We start from the raw sequence: 17,623 nt of genomic DNA on the forward strand, positions 1-17,623 counted from the left end.
TTAATCCGCCGGTTTTATTTGAATGATGGCACCGTCAGGCTGGTCGGTTAATAAATAGAGGTAACCGTCAGGGCCTTGGTTAATGTCGCGAATACGAGCTTCAACAGCATCTTCAAATAAACGCTCTTCATGCATCATGCGACCTTCATACAAGTCCAGGCGAGCAACCAGTGAACTTTTCAAAGCTGCGACAAAGAAATCGCCTTTCCACTCAGGAAACGCATCGCCGTTGTAAAATGTGGCTCCGGCCGTGGCAATAGAGGGTACCCAGTAATAGAAGGGTTGCTCCATACCTTCTTTGACTGCGTCTTCGCTGATAATGCCACCGCCATAATCAACACCATAAGTAATTTCTGGCCAACCGTAATTTTTGCCAGCTTCCGGAATGTTTACTTCGTCACCGCCTTGTGGGCCATGTTCAACAGTCCAGAGCTCGCCCGTTTCAGGATGAATATCGGCACCCTGCACATTGCGGTGACCGTAAGACCAGATTTCGTCCAGAGCGTTATCATTGTTAACAAAAGGGTTGTCTTTCGGGATGCTGCCATCAGGCCATATGCGTATCACTTTACCGTGATGGTTATCCAGTGTCTGTGCGTCATCCATACGTGAATAGCGGTCACCTAAAGTAATGTATAAGTGCCCTTCAGGTGAAAAGACTAACCGGGAACCAAAGTGGTTATTGCTTTCGTACTTAGGTGCCTGACGGAAAATAACTTCCTGCTCAGTAAATTCTTTATCGTCAAGTTTCGCCCGCATAACGGCCGTACTATTCCCTTTCCCACCGTCCTGTGCTGCTTCAGAGTAGCTAATATAAACCCAGTTATTCTCAGCAAAGTCAGGGTCAGTGGTAATATCCAGCATACCGCCCTGGCCTTGTGCTACGACCTCTGGCGTTCCGCTTATCTTTTCGCGATAACTGCCGTCGGCGGATACCCAGTAGATGTCGCCGGAGCGCTCGGTAACTAAAATGCTTTTGTCAGGAAGAAAAGTCATACCCCAGGGGTTAGTAAAGCCATCCGCAAGTGTGCTGACACTGACTTTATGGCGTTCGGTTTCGACATCTTCGGCTGTGGCCGTCACGCTTACTGAAGCTGCCAATATTGCCGTTAAAACAAACTTTGGATTGAACATAGGTCTCTCCTTGTTATTGAATTATTTAGAGTATACGTCATTCTTCAAAATTTTGATGACACTGCGCTTGATCTGTTTGTCGCTTTAACCGTTAATACTCTTATCAATTACTAGAAATGTATTAGGTACCCATGAGCGGCAACGTTTTTAGCACGGATTCCTTACTTACTTTAGCGCAGTGGTTAGCCGCCATTTTTGTTTTGGCTATTATTACGCTGGTGATTTCTATTGGCGTTATGTATGTCGTCGATAAAACCCAGAATAAGCATACTATTCGCCATAACTATCCGGTTGTGGGGCGCTTTCGCTATTTATTCGAGCGTATGGGGGAATTCATGCGCCAGTATTTCTTTGCTATGGATCGCGAAGAAATGCCATTTAATCGTGCCCAACGAAGCTGGGTCTACCGTGCCGCAAAAAATGCGGACCGTAACGTGGCTTTCGGCTCCACCCGGGATTTAAGCCGCACGGGTACCATTATTTTCAGCAACGCTCCTTACCCACCTATGGCTGAGCAGGCTACATCGCCGGAGCCGGTTATTATTGGTCCTTATTGTCAAAAGCCCTATTCTCCGGTTTCGTACTTTCATGTGTCCGGGATGAGCTATGGTGCCTTGTCACCGGTTGCGGTTAAGTCATTGTCTCAGGGGGCGGCGAAGGCCGGCTGCTGGCTGAATACCGGCGAGGGCGGTTTATCGCCTTACCACTTGATGGGACATTGCGACATTGTTTTCCAAATGGGCACCGCGAAGTTTGGGGTACGGGATAAAGAAGGGCGGCTTGATGAAGATCGGCTTGCTGAGCTGGGCCGCCACGACAATGTGAAAATGTTTGAAATAAAGCTGAGTCAGGGCGCTAAGCCGGGTAAAGGTGGTATTTTGCCGGGCATAAAAGTGAATAAGGAAATTGCACAAATTCGAGGTCTTGTGGAGGGCGAAGATGCCATTAGCCCGAACCGGCACCCGGAAATCAGTAACAATGAAGAACTGCTCGATTTCATTGAAAAAGTTCGCAAAATTACTGGCAAACCTACCGGCTTTAAATTTGTTATGGGTGACCCGTCCTGGATTGACGAGTTGATCGACTGCATCCTGACCCGTGGAGAAGAATACGCCCCAGACTTTATTACGCTGGACAGCGCTGATGGTGGAACCGGCGCAGCACCACAGCCGTTAATGGATTATGTTGGTCTGAGAGTGACTGAAAGCTTACCTATGCTTATTGATAAGCTCACCGAAGCTGGGTTGCACGGCCGTGTTCGCGTAGTTGTCTCCGGTAAAATGATCACACCTGCAGATGTTGCCTGGGCTATTGCTATGGGAGCCGACTTTGTTACTTCTGCACGTGGTTTTATGTTCTCGCTGGGGTGTATTCAGGCTATGCAGTGTAATAAAAATACTTGCCCAACAGGAGTCACTACCGACGACCCTAAGTTAATGCGAGGGCTTGATCCAGAAGATAAATCGGTGCGTGTCGCCAACTACCACAAGTATATGGAATATGGTGTAAATATCATTGCGCACTCTTGTGGTGTGACCGATCCGCGTCGGTTGAATCGTCGTCATGCCCGGGTCATTAAACCCGACGGGGAGAGCATTAGTCTGGCCGAGCGTTATCCGTTGCCGCCGGCCAGACGGCGTTAGTTTAATTCAGCGTATTGACTGGCAGCAGCCTGGCAACCTCTTCCGCAATTTTTCGGAAGGTTTGTCGGCGGCTGGTGGTTGGGCGGTATACCAGGCCAATATCGCGGGAGGCTTCCTGCCCGGTGGGCTTTAATGAAACAAGGTCGGTATTTTCCAATATGCCCTGGTCAATGGCCATTTGTGGAATAAAGGTAGCGCCTAAGCGGGCGTCAGCCATTTGTACCAGGCTGTGCAGGCTGGTTGCTGTAAACGGGTTCATCTTAATCGAGTCCGTTAACTGGCAGGCTGCGACCGCATGCCCGGTCATGCAGTGTTCTTTTTCCAGCAGGAAAATGCTGCGATCAGGCAGTTTATCGTAATCGACTGGTTCGCCGACGGTTTCTGCCAGATCTTTATGCACCACTAGTTTGAATGGGTCTCGACCCAGTATCCACTTCTGATTCCCCTGAATATCCATAGGCAGAGCCAGCAAAAGAATATCCAGTTCGCCGTTACGCAGGCGGTGCAGTAAGTTTTGCGTGGTATCTTCGGAAAGCTGCAGCAGCAGTTTAGGGAACTTGTTCTGTAAGTTTTTACTGAGCTCACCAATAACAAACGGGGCTATGGTCGGAATAATGCCGAGTCTTAACGGTCCTTCCATAATATTGCCCTGCCCCTGAGCATAATGCAGTAATTCTTCTGAGGCGCTGATAATGTCCCGCGCTTTCTCCACAATTTCCTCGCCTAAGGCAGTAAAGAGGAAGGATTTATGGTCGCGTTCAATAAGTTGGCAATCGAGTTGTTCTTCCAAATTTTGAATGCCACTGCTCAGTGTTGACTGGCTGACATTGCATTCCGCTGCCGCACGATTAAAGTTTTGTTCCTGGTGCAGTGCCAGTAAGTAGCTCAGGTTTTTCAGGCTCGGTAATTTACTCATAGGTTATCCGTCGCGTTTTAATTGGTATTTCCGATTATCATAATCCGTTTTATTCGTTTTATCCAATCTCTCTCCGTCCGTACACTAGCTCTCGACTCGTTAAGGAACGAATACATTTTAAATCTCAATCAAGGAGACAATTTATGTTAACAGTAGGCGATAAACTACCAGAATTCAGCGTAATTGCGGCAAAACCTAAGTTCAACATGCCGGAAGAAAACGGCGAAAGCGCTTTTGAAACTATCGACAACAACAGCTTTGAAGGTAAGTGGAAAATCATTTTCTTCTACCCGAAAGACTTCACCTTTGTTTGCCCAACTGAAATTGTTGAGTTCGCAAAACTGAACGAAGACTTCGCTGACCGCGACGCCGTTGTTATGGGTGGCAGCACCGACAACGAATTTGTGAAATTGGCATGGCGCCGTGAGCACCCTGACCTTGACCGCCTGAACCAGTACTCTTTTGCTGACGACGGTTCTTTGGTCGACGGATTAGGTGTTCGTGACAAAGCTGAGAATGTTGCTCTGCGTGCTACGTTCATTGTTGACCCGCACAATGTTATCCAGCACGTATCGGTAAACAACCTGAACGTAGGTCGTAACCCGGCAGAAATCGTTCGTATTTTAGATGGTTTGCAGACCGATGAACTGTGTCCTTGTAACCGCGCGTTGGGCGGCGACACCCTTTAATTGGTGGTTACTCCCCTAAACTAAGCGCTGATGGTATTGCCATCGGCGCCTGTTCCCCACTTTCAGAGGATTTCAGGAGTAAAGTATGGCAATTGCAGATTACAAACAGTTATTGGGTGATCACAGTAAAGACACCAAGCTTAACCTGTCGAGCTTGTTTTCAAATGTTGAGCAGTCAGGTTTAACCAACGACCAGTTCTATGGCACAGCACTTTCGCTGGTTTACACCTTGTCGGACGGCGAGCTGACTCAGGCAGTGGAAGAAGAAGCCGAAGGCAAAATTGAAGAAAACGTTAAGGCAGCAGCGAAAACGGCAGCGTCGTTAATGGCAATGAACAACATTTATTATCGCTTCCTGCACTTATCTAGCGATAAACAATTTTCTAAGCTTCCTGCGGGGCTCCGCATGAATGCAATGGCTAACCCGGGTGTGGACAAAGCAGACTTTGAGCTGTTCTCACTGGCGGTGTCGGCCCTGAATGGTTGTGGTATGTGCATTGATTCGCACGTACAAACTTTGCTGAAGCACGAGGTCTCAGCGCAAGCGATTCAATCGTCAATTAAGTTGGCGGCGGTACTTAATGCAGCCTTAACTGCACGCAAACTGTCGTAAACCCTCTAGGGGCTCCCCTTTGCCCCGTGCAACCTTTGCCCGTACTTTTTGGTGCGGGCTTTTTTTACGCCTTTGGTGCTCCTTAGTTTATGTCCTACGCTTAATAATAAAAGCAAAGGAGGTGACTATGCTGAGTATTAATGCTGACCGCTTAAAAAAATCCGTGCTGGAGCTATCCAAAATTGGTTATAACGAGACCGATCATGGTATGTACCGTTGGGGTTTTACCGATGCCGATATGGAAGCCCGCCGCTGGATGATGGAGCAAGCTAAAGCCGAAGGTTTCAAGACCTTTATGGATGGTGCCGGTAATGTGTTTTTTGGTATTGGCGACTACAGCAAAAAGCCAGCTATTCTTACCGGTTCACATCTCGATACCGTTCCCGCCGGGGGGATTTTCGATGGCGCGCTCGGGGTTTTAGCGGGCTTCGAAGTTTTGCGCTCGATCAAAGAAAATGACGTCAAATTAGCGCATCCTGTATGGGTGGTTGGTACAGCCGAAGAAGAAGGTCGATTTGGCGGCATGATGGGGTCTCAGGCTATTGCGGGAGTACTTAATCCGGACTGGCTTATGTCGGCTCACGATGCTGATAATGTGTACTTAAAGGACGCAATGGCTGCCCATGGCATGGACGTTATGGATGCGCTGGACGCTGCCTGGCCTCCGGAGCGGTTAAAAGCCTTTTACGAGTTGCATATTGAACAAGGGCCGGTGCTGTTCCAAAAAGAGATAACCATTGGCGCAGTGGAAGGTATTTCCGGGGTGTTTAAATGGATAGTTCACTTAAAAGGTAAAGCCGACCACGCTGGTACAGCACCAATGAATATGCGCAGTGACGCTTTTATGGGGCTGGCAGATTTTGCTCACGAAATTGAGCGCATTATTGCTGAAGACGGTACCGATAAAACGCGTATTACCGTGGGTAAAGTGGACTTGAAGCCCGGAAGTCCGCATACCGTGCCGGGTGAAGCTGTGTTTACTATTGTTGGTCGCGACATGAGTAACGATGTAATGAAAGAGCTGGCTGACTCCTGCAACAAGGCGTTGTCAGCAATAGCGCGTAAGCACCGTTTGAAGTTTGAATACGAACAAGTGAGTTGGCTGAACCCTCAGGCCTGTTCAGAAAAGCTGACAAAACAAATAGAAGAGAAAGCTAAAGCCCGAAATTATTCGTGTCTTAAAATGCCCAGTGGCGCAGGACACGATGCTCAATTTTTTACAGAGATTACGGAGTCTGGGCTAATATTTATCCCGTCTGTAAATGGGGTCAGTCACGCACCCGATGAGTGGTCGCACTGGCATGACGTGGAAGCTGGTTGTAACATACTTTTTGATTGCATCATTAATTCAGCCCAGTGAGCTGCGCAAACAGTTAAGATCCGTTATACTGTGCGCACCTCGCCGTGACACTATGTGGTATTGCTCATGGAACAAAAAATAACGGTTCAGTCCGCCGACAAAGTCAAAATTCAACGTCCAGACGGACAGAAACACAACGATAACTATTCCCCCCGCAGCCGAATTTACGTGCGTGATACCAAAGGTGCCATGGAGTATTTTAGGCGTGGATTTGGTTTTCTATTGCTGGCTGTCTTTGCTCTCATTCCCTGGCTAACTTATCAGGGCGAACAAGCGGTTCTGCTCGATATTATGGATCAGCGTTTCCGTATTTATGGCTTAACTTTGTGGCCGCAGGACTTCACTGTAGTTGCCTGGTTCGCGATTGTGGCCGCCGTTGCGTTATTTTTTGTGACAACCGTTTTTGGCCGGGTCTGGTGTGGGTTTATGTGCCCGCAAACCACCTGGACCTTTATTTTTATGTGGTTTGAGAAAAAGTTCGAAGGGCCGCGCAATAAGCGTATAAAACTGGATGAACGCAAAATGGACTTTGACAAGTTCTGGCGTAAAACCGGTAAACAGACCGGCTGGATTCTGGTGTCCTTATTAACCGCAATGACCTTTGTGGGTTATTTTACCGACATACGCGAACTTTTTCTGAACTTCTTTACTCTGGACGCCGGCTTCTGGGCAACCTTCAGTGTTCTTTTTTTCGCATTCTGTACCTATGGCAACGCCGGTTATATGCGAGAAATTATGTGTACGCACATGTGTCCCTATGCGCGCTTCCAGTCGGCTATGTTCGATAAAGACACTTACACCGTGTCTTATGATGCTGAAAGGGGCGAGCCCCGAGGCCCACGCTCGCGTAAGGCTGACCCCGCTGAAAAAGGCTTAGGTCACTGCATTGACTGCTATATGTGTGTGCAGGTATGCCCTACCGGTATCGATATTCGAAACGGTCTGCAATATGAGTGTATCGACTGTGGTGCTTGTATTGATGCTTGTAATGACGTTATGGATAAAATGAATTATCCAAAAGGACTTATCCGCTTTACCACCGAACGTAACTTAGCCGCGAAAAACAAAAAAGAGAAAACCAATCCGTGGCGGATGAAGAGCATCGGCTACTTTATTATGGTTCTGGTGGTGAGTAGTGTAATGGTATGGGATGTCGCAACTCGTGTGCCCCTGGAGGTCGATGTATTACGTGATCGTAACCAGCTGTTCAGAGAAAACATTGAAGGGCAAATTGAAAACGTCTTTACCTTAAAGCTGGTCAATAAGTCGCAACAGGACATGACTTACCGCGTGGAAGTTAGAGGCTTTGACGAGTTCGAGTTAATTGGCGATTCTACAAAACAGGTTTCTGCGGGTGAAGTCGGAACATTGCCGGTAACCGTAGCGGTTCCACCTTCATTATTAGAAGGTCAGGTCACAGAGTTTTACTTCGTGGTCACAGCGGTTGATAATGCGGATATAACTAATACGCATCAGAGCCGCTTTTTATATGAATGATTCTACAGAGAACGCGTCGGACTTTGCTTTTCAGGGACTGACGCCGGATCTGGTTGTTAATGCCTTAGAAAGTGTCGGTTTGTATCCCGCATCGGGCTTGCTGGCACTTAACAGCTATGAAAACCGGGTTTATCAGTTTGCTGACGATGATCGCAAACGTTACGTGGCAAAGTTCTATCGCCCGCAGCGCTGGCGCACAGAGCAAATTAACGAAGAACTGGAGTTTGTTGAGGAGCTGGCGCAAGCCGAGGTTCCGGCGGTTTCGGCTCTGGAGCTGCAGGAAAAGCGCCTGCACGAGTTTGAAGGCTATCGTTTTTGTGTGTATTCAAGCATTGGTGGCAGAGCCTTTGAGCCTAATGACCTGGACGAACTGGAGCGGCTGGGACGTCAAATAGGCCGTATGCACGCGGTGGCTCAGGCGGGCAAGTTTAAAGTCCGGGAAACCATTGACTACGAAGGTTTTGTGGAACAGTCCGTTGCCGAGCTACACCAGTCCGCCTTATTACCCGCTGAATTAAAAGACGCCTTTTTTGCCATTCTTGATCCCTTAAGTGAGCGCTTACGTTCTACACCTTTGCAGGACTTTGAGTATCAGCGTCTGCATGGTGACTGTCATATTGGTAATATTTTGCAGTATGAAGAACAACTGACTTTTGTCGATTTTGATGATTGTCGCTCGGGCCCTGCGGTTCAGGACTTATGGATGATGCTGAACGGATCGCATCAGGAGCAAACATTACAGATGGATGCCCTGCTGACTGGTTACGAAGATTTCTGCGAATTCGATACGGCGCAATTGATATTAATTGAACCTTTGCGCAGTTTCAGAATCATTCAATATATGGCATGGTTATCACGCCGGTGGCAAGATAGTGCCTTTCAGCGCGCGTTTCCCTGGTTTGCAGAAAGCCGATATTGGGAGCAGCAGATTCTGGCACTGAAAGAACAATTGGCGGGGCTGGATGAAGCGCCGCTGAACCTTGGCTTTAATGGCTAATTTGAATAGATAGTTTTAACGGATAACAGGAAATGACAATGAAAAAGTGGTTAATGGGTTTTGCGGCAGCTTTAATGGTAGCCGCCGGTTTCGCACAGGCACAGGATTTTGAAGAAGGTGTTCACTACGAAGTGATAGCCGACGAAGCAACCAGTAAGCCGGAAATTGCAGAGTTTTTCTCGTTTTACTGCGTGCACTGCTACCGCTTTGAACCTATTGCAAAAGAAATCAAGTCTGAATACCCGGATGCTTTTAAGAAGGCTCACGTGTCGTTCATTAGTCCTCGCGGTAACGTGGGCGAGACCATGACTCAGGCTTTTGTCGTTGCGCAAAAACTGAATAAGGAAGAAGAAATTGCCGCGGCTATTTTTGATTACAACTTTAATAAAAATAGCATGCTGACCAGCAAGCAGGACATTCGTAATGTGTTTATTGTTAACGGTGTTTCCGGTGATGAGTTTGATAAAGCTATGGCGAGCTTCACTGTGCGCGCTGCGGCGTCTAAAATGGATCGCCGGGCAAGCAACTTAGGGGTTAACGCAACGCCAACTTTTATCGTTAACGGTAAATACAAAATGCTGCCACAGGGTTTCCGTGACAGCGATAATTTTCAGGAAGACTTTTCTGATTTAGCCGGTTATCTGTTAGAAAAGTAACTCAGGACTCCGGTTTATAGTCACAATAAGCGCCTTCTTTGTTTTCAGAGAAGGCGTGGTTGTTATTCAAGTACTGATAATTCTTCAGTCCAAAGTCTGGCATCACACTGTATAAATACTCGATAATTGAGCTTTGTACCGCTTCGTATTTCATCCAGTCCGTTTGTTTACAAAACGCATAAATTTCCAGCGGTAACCCTGCTGCTGTAGGCTGCATAAGGCGAGCCATAATAGTCAGATCTTCTCTTACCTGTTTGTGGTTCCTTAGATAATTGTCAGTAAATACCCGGAATACAGTTAAGTTACTTACCGGTTTGTCGAGTTCATTGGCATTTAGCCAGTCGTCAGCGGACTGATTAAAATGCTTTTTAGCAAGTTCTTCTAACTGTTCGTTCGACAGAATTTTAGAGCTGTCCAAATCAATCATTAGTGAACGTCTCATGCGCCGCCCACCTGTATTGATCATTCCCTGCCAGTTTTTAAACGACTCGTGTATTAATACATAAGTGGGCAAGTAAACAATGGTTTTATCCCAGTTCTCAACTTGCACGGAAATTAGGCCGACTTCCTGAACCGTACCATCAACCCCGTGATCAGTCAGCTCAATCCAGTCACCAATAGCAACCATACGGTTGGTCGCCAATTGCACTCCGGCAACAAAGCCCATTAGGGTATCCCTGAAAACCACCATAAGAATGGCGGTCATGGCGCCGAAACCACTTAGCAAGTACATAGGCGACTTGTTCATAATGATGGCAATAGTGATGAGAATCGCCATGAGTACCAGTATCAGTTTTATGACCTGAATGACTCCGGTAATGGGGACCTCACGTGCTTTATAAGTATAGTCATAGGCAATGGAAACGACGTTGGCCAGGGCTGTCAGGATACTGGTAATAACCCAGGTCAGATAAACACCCACAACCGTTCGCAGAGGGGACTGCCAACTTTCAAAGTTATTGATAAACAGAATTGGTATGAAACTGTGTATCAGGATAACCGGGGCTAAGTTTGCGCAACGCTTAAAAAGGCCACTGTTAACCAGCGATTTATACCACCGCTCGGGCGCCCTTTTTAACAAGTGCTCTATGGCATGATCGATAAGCCAACGCGCTATGGCATAGGTAATGTAACAACCAATTAGAACTAATAACGAACTGATAGCCAGACTCAGTTCCTCCAGGTTGCTCTGAAGACCGAATTTTTGTAGCCACTCTTTTATAAACTCAAAGTCCATTATAAAACTCCCTTAGCGGGTGCTGTGAATTTGCTTACGTATGTCGTCAATGGTTTGGTCTTTTTCCTGCCAGCGCTGATTTAGCCACTGCTGAAAATGAGCTCTGAAAGTTTCATCACTGGCGTAATCGCCAATTAAATCGTTGGTAATAGGAAGTGTCTTTATATCAACATAGACGTTTTTCAGCTGTCCGCTTAATAAATGCCAGACTACCGGGCGTTTATCGGTTCCCGGATAGACTATAGTGATATCCAGAATGGCTTCAAACTGACCGCCCATAACTTGCAAAGAGAAGGCCGTTCCGCCTGCTTTAGGCGGCAGCAGGTTGCGAAAAGGGCTGTGTTTTTTCACGTGCTTTTCCGGAGTAAAGCGCGTGCCCTCACAGAAATTCACCACAGTTGTAGGAATGTGGCGGAATTTGGCGCAGGAGCGTGTTGTCGTTGCAATATCTTTGCCTTTTAAATGCGGTTTTTTCTCCAGCAACTCTTTTGAGTAGCGCTTCATAAAAGGCATATCCAGTACCCAGCAACCCCAGCCAATAATGGGTATCCACATAAGTTGTGACTTTAAAAAGAAGCGCGGCATAGGCATGTGGCGACGAGTCAAATGCATTAACACCAGCACATCGACCCAGCTACGATGGTTAGCCATAACCATGTACCAGCCTTTTTCGTGGATATCGAGGTCACCTTTAATGTGCCATTCCATGCGTTGAGTCAGCTGGAACATCATTGACATACAGTACGCCCAGACTCTGAATAGAGCATTCCCCAGAAAAGAACAAATGCGCTGAGGCGTTTTAAAAGGCAGTAACACTTTAAAAATACCAATACTAATAATCGAAACACCAATAATAGCGGTGGTGATTAATCCCCATGAAAAGTTAATAACGACTCTGAAGGGAATGAGTATTGATGTCAGCATGCTGCCCTATCCTAATTAGAAACAATGAGATAAATAATAACTGAAGCCAGTAATGATGTCTGTTGGTAACGAGTAAAAATTAATGATACTGTATATATGTACAGTATTCGGAGGTTTTATGCAGACAAAGCTTCAGACTCTTATTCAGCAAGGGCTTGTTTGGCATGGTCAGGTGACCGATAGCCAGGCCGCAACCTTAAGCTCTGGTTTTTCGTCGTTAGATACGGCGCTGGGCGGTGGCTGGCAATATCCGGGGTTGCATGAATGGCAGTTGCCAACTCCTTTTTCGGAGCAGGCACTATTGTTGCCATTAATACAGCGTGCGGTGCAACAAAAGCAGTCAGTTTTCTGGGTAAACCCTCCGGCCTGGTTGTCGGCTGCTGGCCTACATCATTATGGACTTAATGAGTCTATGCAGGTGGTTGTTCAGACCAGTGCAGAGAAAGCGGCCTGGGCGTTTGAGCAGATACTGCAGACAAAAAATGCGCTGGCTTTAGGCTGGTTTGCGCAAAAAGAAACGACAGCTCAATCTGTTCGCCGTTGGTATAAAGCTACCCAAACCGGGCAGATGGGCGTGGTATTGAGTGAGCCCGCTTTAAATGAAGAGGCGCGGGCTTATTCTAACCGCGTACGGTTAAAGCTTGATGAAGCAGGAGTCACGCTCGACGTACTAAAACGCAAAGTGGGCTGGCCACTGGAAAACGTTGTTCTGAACTAATGTGGTTATATTGTCATTTCCCCCAACTACTACTGGATAATCGGGTGCGCTTACAGCCTGACAGCAACACCCTGCCGCTGGCTCTTTACCAGTTACAGGGTAACCAGTCGGTTATAGTGCAGTGCAACACCTTGGCGCGGGAGGCTGGGGTCAAAACCTCTATCCAGACGGTTATGGCAATATCGCTTTGTGAGCAACTGCAACTGGTTGAATATATTCCGGAGCGTGAGCAGCAGGTATTGCAGCAATTAGCCACCCGACTTTACCAATGGGCAGCTAAGTTAGTTTTGTATCCACCCAAAGGTCTGGCAATTGAGTTGAGTAGTCTGGCGCAGTTGTATGGCGGGATGGATTCGGTATTTAACACGTTATCCCGAGAGGTTGATGCGCTGCCAATTAAGGCTCAGCTGGCAGTCGCGGATAACCCTTTAGCCGCTCAATTATTAGCAGAATATGACTGCCCGGTTTCGTTAAACCCCAAAGAGTCTACACAGCTGCTGGCTCAGCTACCTATTGGTGCTGCCGGTTTAGGAACAAAAACACAGAAGCATTGTAAAGCCGCTGGTTTTCGTCAGCTGGGAGAGCTCATACAGTTATCGGGAGATGAAGTCGGCCGGCAGTTGGGCCTGGAAACACAGTTATATCTGGAGCGAATTCAGGGTCGCCAGCAGCAAAGTTATAATTTTTTCACTCCACCGGAAAGTTTCCGGCAAAGCCTGGATCTGGTCACTGAAATTCCTCACTGGCAAGGGTTGTTGTTTCCGCTGAAAAGACTGTTCGGTGAGCTGGAAGATTTTCTCTACCAGCGGCAAAAAGTAACCCAGCAGGTTAGTATTGAACTGCATCACCGGTATGAACCTCCTTCTGTTGTTCCCGTCGCTTTAGCTGAACCCGGCTGGCGGGGGCAGAGTTTTTTGTCGTTACTGCAGTTAAAAATGGAATCTATACCCTTGCCAGAAGCGGTTATAGAAATTACGTTGGTAGCTAACGAGCTATTGCAGTCTGAACAGCACAACAGTCACTTTTTTGGTGTGCAGCAACACCGGCATGAAACACTGCAGCTTATTGGCCGGTTACAGGCTAAGCTTGGCAACAATGCCGTGTTCTCGCCAGCCATGAATGACGACCCTCGCCCCGGTAATAACGAATTTCGACGCCCGGCAGGGGAAAAGCCTCAAGTTTTATCTGCGGCGCCTAAGCGGCCTCTTTGGCTATTACAGCCTCCGCAGCCAACTTCAATTGATTTATGGCAACTACGTCACGGGCCGGAGCGCAAAGTCTGTGGCTGGTGGGACGCTGGTGACATAGCGCGCGATTACTGGATTGCCCGGGACAAGTTTCAGCGTGTGGGTTGGCTCTATTTTGAGTCCGGACAATGGTATTTGCATGGTTGGTTCAGCTGATATGTTTAAAGGTTCCGGTGGAAAACCTTTTGCTGAGCTACACAGTTTAAGCCATTACAGTTTTTTGCGCTCAGCCGCTTCGCCGGAGGAACTGGTGAGGCGCGCAGATGATCTGGGTTATGCCGCCATAGCAATAACTGACGAATGCTCTGTGGCCGGTATTGTAAAAGCCTATCAGGAGTCAAAAGCGCAGGGTATTAAACTGATTGTGGGTAGTGAATTCAGGGTGACCGAAGTGGGTACGCTGGTTGTGCTGGCGCCAACCCGGGAAGCCTATGCGGAGCTTTGTAAAAAAATTACATTGTTCCGTAGTCGCAGCGAAAAAGGACATTATCAGGCCAATATCGATGATTTTTTCGAAGGATTTTCTCAGTGTCTTTTATTGTGGCAGCCAGACTTTTCTCAGACTCAGCTTCTGGCCATTGGTGAAAAGTTGAAATCGGTATGGCAACAGCGCATTTGGTTATTATACGAGCGGCATTACCAGCCTGACGACGAAAGGGCTTTTCAGGCTATGGTTGAGCTTCAACAGGCCGTTAAAGTGAAAGTCGCCTGCGCTGGTGGCGTTCGCATGGCAACCACTGAACAACAGCCGCTATATGATATTCTGAACGCGATTCAACATGGTGGCTCTTTAGCGCATCAGCCCGGGTTAGCCAGTAACAACGCGGAGCATCATCTGCGAAGCCTGAGTGAGTTGCAACAGTGCTACCCGCAAAAGTGGCTAGCCGAAACACTGGTTATTGCTCAGCAGTGTCAGTTTTGTCTGTCGGAACTTCGTTACGAATACCCCGTCGAACTGGTTCCTGAAGGTATGAGTGCCTCCGGCTATTTAAAGCAGTTAACTGAACAAGGCGCTCGCTGGCGTTATCCGCAAGGTGTGCCCGAGTCGGTAAAAGTGCTTTATTTAAAAGAACTTAGCCTGATAAAAGAGCAAAGCTACGAGCCTTTCTTTTTAACCATTCATGACTTAGTTCGTTTTGCCCGTGAGCAGGGAATCTTATTTCAAGGGCGTGGTTCGGCAGCAAACTCGGTAGTCTGTTATTGTCTGGGCATTACCGCGGTTAACCCGACGCAAATTCAGGTGTTGTTTGAACGTTTTATTTCTAAGGAACGGAACGAACCTCCCGATATCGATGTGGACTTTGAGCACGAGCGCCGCGAAGAAGTCATTCAGTACATTTACTGCAAGTACGGTCGGCAGCGCGCAGCGTTGGCTGCAACGGTTATTACCTACCGTTTTAAAAGTGCTTTTCGCGATGTTGGCAAAGCTCTGGGTTTTAGTGAACAGCAAATGCAGTATTTTCGTCGCAATTTAGACCGACGCGACAAAGAGCAAAGCTGGCAGCAACAGCTAGCGCAACAACACCCCGAAGTCACAAATTCAGTACGGGGCCAGCACCTTTTACAATTTACTGAGCAATTGATGGGTACTCCCCGGCATTTGTCGCAGCATGTCGGCGGTTTTGTTATCGCTGCCGATGACTTGTCACGGCTGGTTCCGGTAGAAAATGCCTCGATGACGGACCGAACGGTTATTCAGTGGGACAAAACCGACCTCGAAAGCCTGGGCTTATTAAAAGTGGACGTGCTGGCGCTGGGCATGCTGACGGCTTTACGGAAAATGCTGACGCTTATTAATTCGCGCTATGAGCCGCAACTGACCATGGCAACCATTCCGCAGGAAGACAGCCGGGTTTATCAGCAGCTACAAACCGCCGATTCTATGGGGATTTTTCAGATAGAATCGCGGGCGCAAATGAACATGTTACCGCGACTAAAGCCCAAAACCTTCTATGATCTGGTCATTCAAATTGCGATAGTCCGGCCCGGCCCCATACAAGGCGACATGGTGCATCCATTTTTACGTCGTCGCGCAGGTCTGGAAGAGGTTGATTACCCTAGCAACGACGTAAAGTCGGTATTAGAAAGAACGCTGGGCGTACCTATTTTTCAGGAGCAGGTTATTAAGCTGGCTATGGTCGCGGCTGGCTTTAGTGGTGGCGAAGCGGATCAGCTTCGTCGGGCAATGGCTTCGTGGGGGCAAAATGGGCATTTAACCCGCTTTGAAGACAAGCTTATTAACGGCATGCTGGAGCGGGGCTATAAGCAGGAGTTTGCAGAACGGTTGTTCCGGCAAATTTGTGGCTTTGGACAATATGGTTTTCCTGAGTCTCATTCTGCCAGTTTTGCTAATTTAGCTTATGTGTCGTCCTGGTTTAAGACTTACCACCCGGCTGCTTTTTATGTGGGCTTACTGAACAGTTTGCCTATGGGGTTTTACTCGGCATCGCAGTTGGTGCAGGACGCACAACGCCACGGCGTAGCGTTTTTGGCTGCGGATATTAACGCCAGCGACTGGAACTATTGCTGGTTGCCTAAAGAGGATATGAACTCTGATGAGACTGTACGCATGGGCTTAAGGCAAATTCAGGGCCTATCCGAAAGCAGAATAAAACATACGTTGATGCAAAGGCCGGAGGACGGTTTCACCAGCATGCATGAATTGCGAAAAAGCGGATTGCGGGACTCCGATATCAACGCCCTCGCCCGCGCCGACGCATTAAAGAGCATTGCTGGACACCGGCATCAGGCACATTGGCAAAGCTTGTCTATGAGTGATCAGCAAATGCCGTTGTTTGAGAATGTAAAGGATCGCCCTGCCCGCCAACTGCCCGCGCCTGATGAGCCGGACAATATAAAAGCGGATTATGAATCGACCGGATTGACCTTAGGCCGCCACCCATTAGCTTTGCTGAGGAATAACCCTGAATTAAAAAACTGCGTTATGGCCCGCGATCTAATGACCTGCCGCTCAGGGCAAGTACTGACTCTGGCCGGCTTAGTCACCTGCAGGCAAAGGCCTGGCACCCGTAGCGGCGTCACTTTTTTAACTTTGGAAGATGAAAGCGGAAACAGCAATGTGGTGGTCTGGGCGAATACCGCTCGCCAATTTCGACAATGCTTCCTGACCAGCAACCTGCTTTGGGTAAAAGGCATTGTCGAAATTCACGATGGTGTGGTGCATGTTATTGCAGGCCGGTTAAAGGATTTATCCGGCCTGTTAAGTTTCACTCGACTGGAAAGCCGTCGTTTCCACTAAGCTTTCATTAACTTAAGAAACTGGACTCACCTGTAAAAGGTAGTCGTCTTTTAAATCGACGTAGTTTTGTGCCGATTGGCTTAAAAAGTTCTCCTCACCGCTATTAAGGCGTCTTTTCTTTTCAACTGGGCTGCCGACATATAAGTAGCCACTTTCTAAGCGTTTGCCCGGAGGAACCAGACTACCGGCTCCAATAATGACATCATCTTCTATGACGACATCATCCATTATAACGGCTGACATGCCTACTAATATGCGGTTACCCAGTTTGCAACCATGCAACATACAATGGTGGCCTACGGTAACTTCGTCCCCAATAACTAAGGGATGCCCATCAGGGTTGGCTTTGGATTTACGCGTAACATGAAGAACGGTTCCATCCTGAATGTTGCTACGCTTACCAATAGTAATACGGTTAACATCGCCTCTTGCTGCGACCATAGGCCATACGCTGCTGTCATCGCCTATTGTAATATTACCGACAATGACCGAACTGGGGTCCAGGTAAACGCGTTCACCGATAACTGGTTCATATTCACAGTAACTACGGATATCTGCCATAAGTGTGCTCCTGAGTTAAAAGCTGTTACAACCTTTATAGCAGATAGAGGTAAATAGGTCATGTCTGGCCTAAGTTTGGCGAGAAAAGCAGCGTGTTGCTGAAACTTTACGCAGTCAGTAAAAAAACAGTTAGAAAGGTGCTAAAAGCGCTTGACGGGACGAGTTAAATCTC

General features: G+C 47.7%; 15 protein-coding genes. 10 read left to right on the forward strand and 5 right to left on the reverse strand.

Annotated elements, in window-relative coordinates; translation table 11 throughout:
• A complete protein-coding gene (locus ACP7H9_RS10900; RefSeq protein ID WP_286825207.1) occupies window positions 1-1,134 on the reverse strand; it encodes a PQQ-dependent sugar dehydrogenase in 1,134 nt (377 codons plus the stop codon).
• A gap of 131 nt (window positions 1,135-1,265) precedes the next feature.
• Here ACP7H9_RS10900 and ACP7H9_RS10905 point away from each other — a divergent pair, with 131 nt between their 5' ends.
• The gene (locus tag ACP7H9_RS10905; protein WP_286825202.1) at window positions 1,266-2,777 is read left to right on the forward strand and encodes an FMN-binding glutamate synthase family protein; all 1,512 of its coding nucleotides are present in this window, start codon (window positions 1,266-1,268) and stop codon (window positions 2,775-2,777) included.
• A 1-nt stretch (window position 2,778) separates the two neighbouring features.
• On the opposite strand, the gene ACP7H9_RS10910 is transcribed toward ACP7H9_RS10905, so the two are convergent.
• On the reverse strand, window positions 2,779-3,693 hold the full coding sequence (locus ACP7H9_RS10910) for a hydrogen peroxide-inducible genes activator (RefSeq protein WP_034819509.1): 915 nt from the start codon (window positions 3,691-3,693) through the stop codon (window positions 2,779-2,781).
• A gap of 143 nt (window positions 3,694-3,836) precedes the next feature.
• Here ACP7H9_RS10910 and ACP7H9_RS10915 point away from each other — a divergent pair, with 143 nt between their 5' ends.
• From ACP7H9_RS10915 to ACP7H9_RS10940, 6 genes are all read left to right on the forward strand, one after another.
• Entirely contained in the window at window positions 3,837-4,382 is a 546-nt protein-coding gene (locus ACP7H9_RS10915) for a peroxiredoxin (RefSeq protein WP_011235799.1), read from the forward strand.
• Between the two features lie 85 nt (window positions 4,383-4,467).
• The gene (locus ACP7H9_RS10920; protein ID WP_011235798.1) at window positions 4,468-4,995 is read left to right on the forward strand and encodes a carboxymuconolactone decarboxylase family protein; all 528 of its coding nucleotides are present in this window, start codon (window positions 4,468-4,470) and stop codon (window positions 4,993-4,995) included.
• A 127-nt stretch (window positions 4,996-5,122) separates the two neighbouring features.
• Window positions 5,123-6,355: a Zn-dependent hydrolase gene (locus tag ACP7H9_RS10925; protein WP_286825196.1), complete on the forward strand. Its 1,233-nt coding sequence runs from the start codon at window positions 5,123-5,125 to the stop codon at window positions 6,353-6,355.
• A 66-nt stretch (window positions 6,356-6,421) separates the two neighbouring features.
• Entirely contained in the window at window positions 6,422-7,852 is a 1,431-nt protein-coding gene (gene ccoG / locus ACP7H9_RS10930; protein ID WP_286825192.1) for a cytochrome c oxidase accessory protein CcoG, read from the forward strand.
• Window positions 7,845-8,849, forward strand: a complete 1,005-nt coding sequence (locus ACP7H9_RS10935; protein ID WP_439222763.1) for a serine/threonine protein kinase — start codon at window positions 7,845-7,847, stop codon at window positions 8,847-8,849. The genes ccoG and ACP7H9_RS10935 overlap by 8 nt, the downstream gene beginning before the upstream one ends.
• Window positions 8,850-8,887: 38 nt before the next feature.
• Window positions 8,888-9,505 (forward strand): thiol:disulfide interchange protein DsbA/DsbL, encoded by a 618-nt coding sequence (locus tag ACP7H9_RS10940; RefSeq protein ID WP_439222764.1) that lies wholly within the window; start codon window positions 8,888-8,890, stop codon window positions 9,503-9,505.
• A gap of 1 nt (window position 9,506) precedes the next feature.
• Here ACP7H9_RS10940 and ACP7H9_RS10945 read toward each other — a convergent pair whose 3' ends face one another.
• Both ACP7H9_RS10945 and ACP7H9_RS10950 read right to left on the reverse strand, forming a co-directional pair.
• Entirely contained in the window at window positions 9,507-10,742 is a 1,236-nt protein-coding gene (locus ACP7H9_RS10945) for a mechanosensitive ion channel family protein (RefSeq protein WP_153849306.1), read from the reverse strand.
• Window positions 10,743-10,754: 12 nt separating this feature from the next.
• The gene (locus ACP7H9_RS10950) at window positions 10,755-11,666 is read right to left on the reverse strand and encodes an acyltransferase (protein WP_153849305.1); all 912 of its coding nucleotides are present in this window, start codon (window positions 11,664-11,666) and stop codon (window positions 10,755-10,757) included.
• A gap of 118 nt (window positions 11,667-11,784) precedes the next feature.
• On the opposite strand from ACP7H9_RS10950, the gene ACP7H9_RS10955 reads away from it, so the two are divergent.
• The 3 genes from ACP7H9_RS10955 to ACP7H9_RS10965 are packed head-to-tail and all read left to right on the forward strand — an operon-like array spanning window position 11,785 to window position 16,890.
• A complete protein-coding gene (locus ACP7H9_RS10955) occupies window positions 11,785-12,384 on the forward strand; it encodes an ImuA family protein (RefSeq protein WP_110012806.1) in 600 nt (199 codons plus the stop codon).
• Window positions 12,385-12,428: 44 nt separating this feature from the next.
• The gene (locus ACP7H9_RS10960; protein WP_439222765.1) at window positions 12,429-13,787 is read left to right on the forward strand and encodes a Y-family DNA polymerase; all 1,359 of its coding nucleotides are present in this window, start codon (window positions 12,429-12,431) and stop codon (window positions 13,785-13,787) included.
• Entirely contained in the window at window positions 13,771-16,890 is a 3,120-nt protein-coding gene (locus ACP7H9_RS10965; protein WP_439222766.1) for an error-prone DNA polymerase, read from the forward strand. Before ACP7H9_RS10960 ends, ACP7H9_RS10965 begins: the two co-directional genes overlap by 17 nt.
• 12 nt (window positions 16,891-16,902) lie before the next feature.
• On the opposite strand, the gene ACP7H9_RS10970 is transcribed toward ACP7H9_RS10965, so the two are convergent.
• Window positions 16,903-17,451 (reverse strand): gamma carbonic anhydrase family protein, encoded by a 549-nt coding sequence (locus ACP7H9_RS10970; protein ID WP_011235788.1) that lies wholly within the window; start codon window positions 17,449-17,451, stop codon window positions 16,903-16,905.
• Window positions 17,452-17,623 lie beyond the last annotated feature (172 nt).

Source organism: Idiomarina sp. ST20R2A10, from assembly GCF_051842345.1.
Lineage (GTDB): Bacteria > Pseudomonadota > Gammaproteobacteria > Enterobacterales > Alteromonadaceae > Idiomarina > Idiomarina loihiensis.

Coding starts and splice junctions, on each gene's coding strand:
- ACP7H9_RS10900 (WP_286825207.1), bottom strand. CDS start 1,134: ATGTTCAATCCAAAGTTTGTTTTAACGGCAATATTGGCAGCTTCAGTA.
- ACP7H9_RS10905 (WP_286825202.1), top strand. CDS start 1,266: ATGAGCGGCAACGTTTTTAGCACGGATTCCTTACTTACTTTAGCGCAG.
- ACP7H9_RS10910 (WP_034819509.1), bottom strand. CDS start 3,693: ATGAGTAAATTACCGAGCCTGAAAAACCTGAGCTACTTACTGGCACTG.
- ACP7H9_RS10915 (WP_011235799.1), top strand. CDS start 3,837: ATGTTAACAGTAGGCGATAAACTACCAGAATTCAGCGTAATTGCGGCA.
- ACP7H9_RS10920 (WP_011235798.1), top strand. CDS start 4,468: ATGGCAATTGCAGATTACAAACAGTTATTGGGTGATCACAGTAAAGAC.
- ACP7H9_RS10925 (WP_286825196.1), top strand. CDS start 5,123: ATGCTGAGTATTAATGCTGACCGCTTAAAAAAATCCGTGCTGGAGCTA.
- ccoG (WP_286825192.1), top strand. CDS start 6,422: ATGGAACAAAAAATAACGGTTCAGTCCGCCGACAAAGTCAAAATTCAA.
- ACP7H9_RS10935 (WP_439222763.1), top strand. CDS start 7,845: ATGAATGATTCTACAGAGAACGCGTCGGACTTTGCTTTTCAGGGACTG.
- ACP7H9_RS10940 (WP_439222764.1), top strand. CDS start 8,888: ATGAAAAAGTGGTTAATGGGTTTTGCGGCAGCTTTAATGGTAGCCGCC.
- ACP7H9_RS10945 (WP_153849306.1), bottom strand. CDS start 10,742: ATGGACTTTGAGTTTATAAAAGAGTGGCTACAAAAATTCGGTCTTCAG.
- ACP7H9_RS10950 (WP_153849305.1), bottom strand. CDS start 11,666: ATGCTGACATCAATACTCATTCCCTTCAGAGTCGTTATTAACTTTTCA.
- ACP7H9_RS10955 (WP_110012806.1), top strand. CDS start 11,785: ATGCAGACAAAGCTTCAGACTCTTATTCAGCAAGGGCTTGTTTGGCAT.
- ACP7H9_RS10965 (WP_439222766.1), top strand. CDS start 13,771: ATGGTTGGTTCAGCTGATATGTTTAAAGGTTCCGGTGGAAAACCTTTT.
- ACP7H9_RS10970 (WP_011235788.1), bottom strand. CDS start 17,451: ATGGCAGATATCCGTAGTTACTGTGAATATGAACCAGTTATCGGTGAA.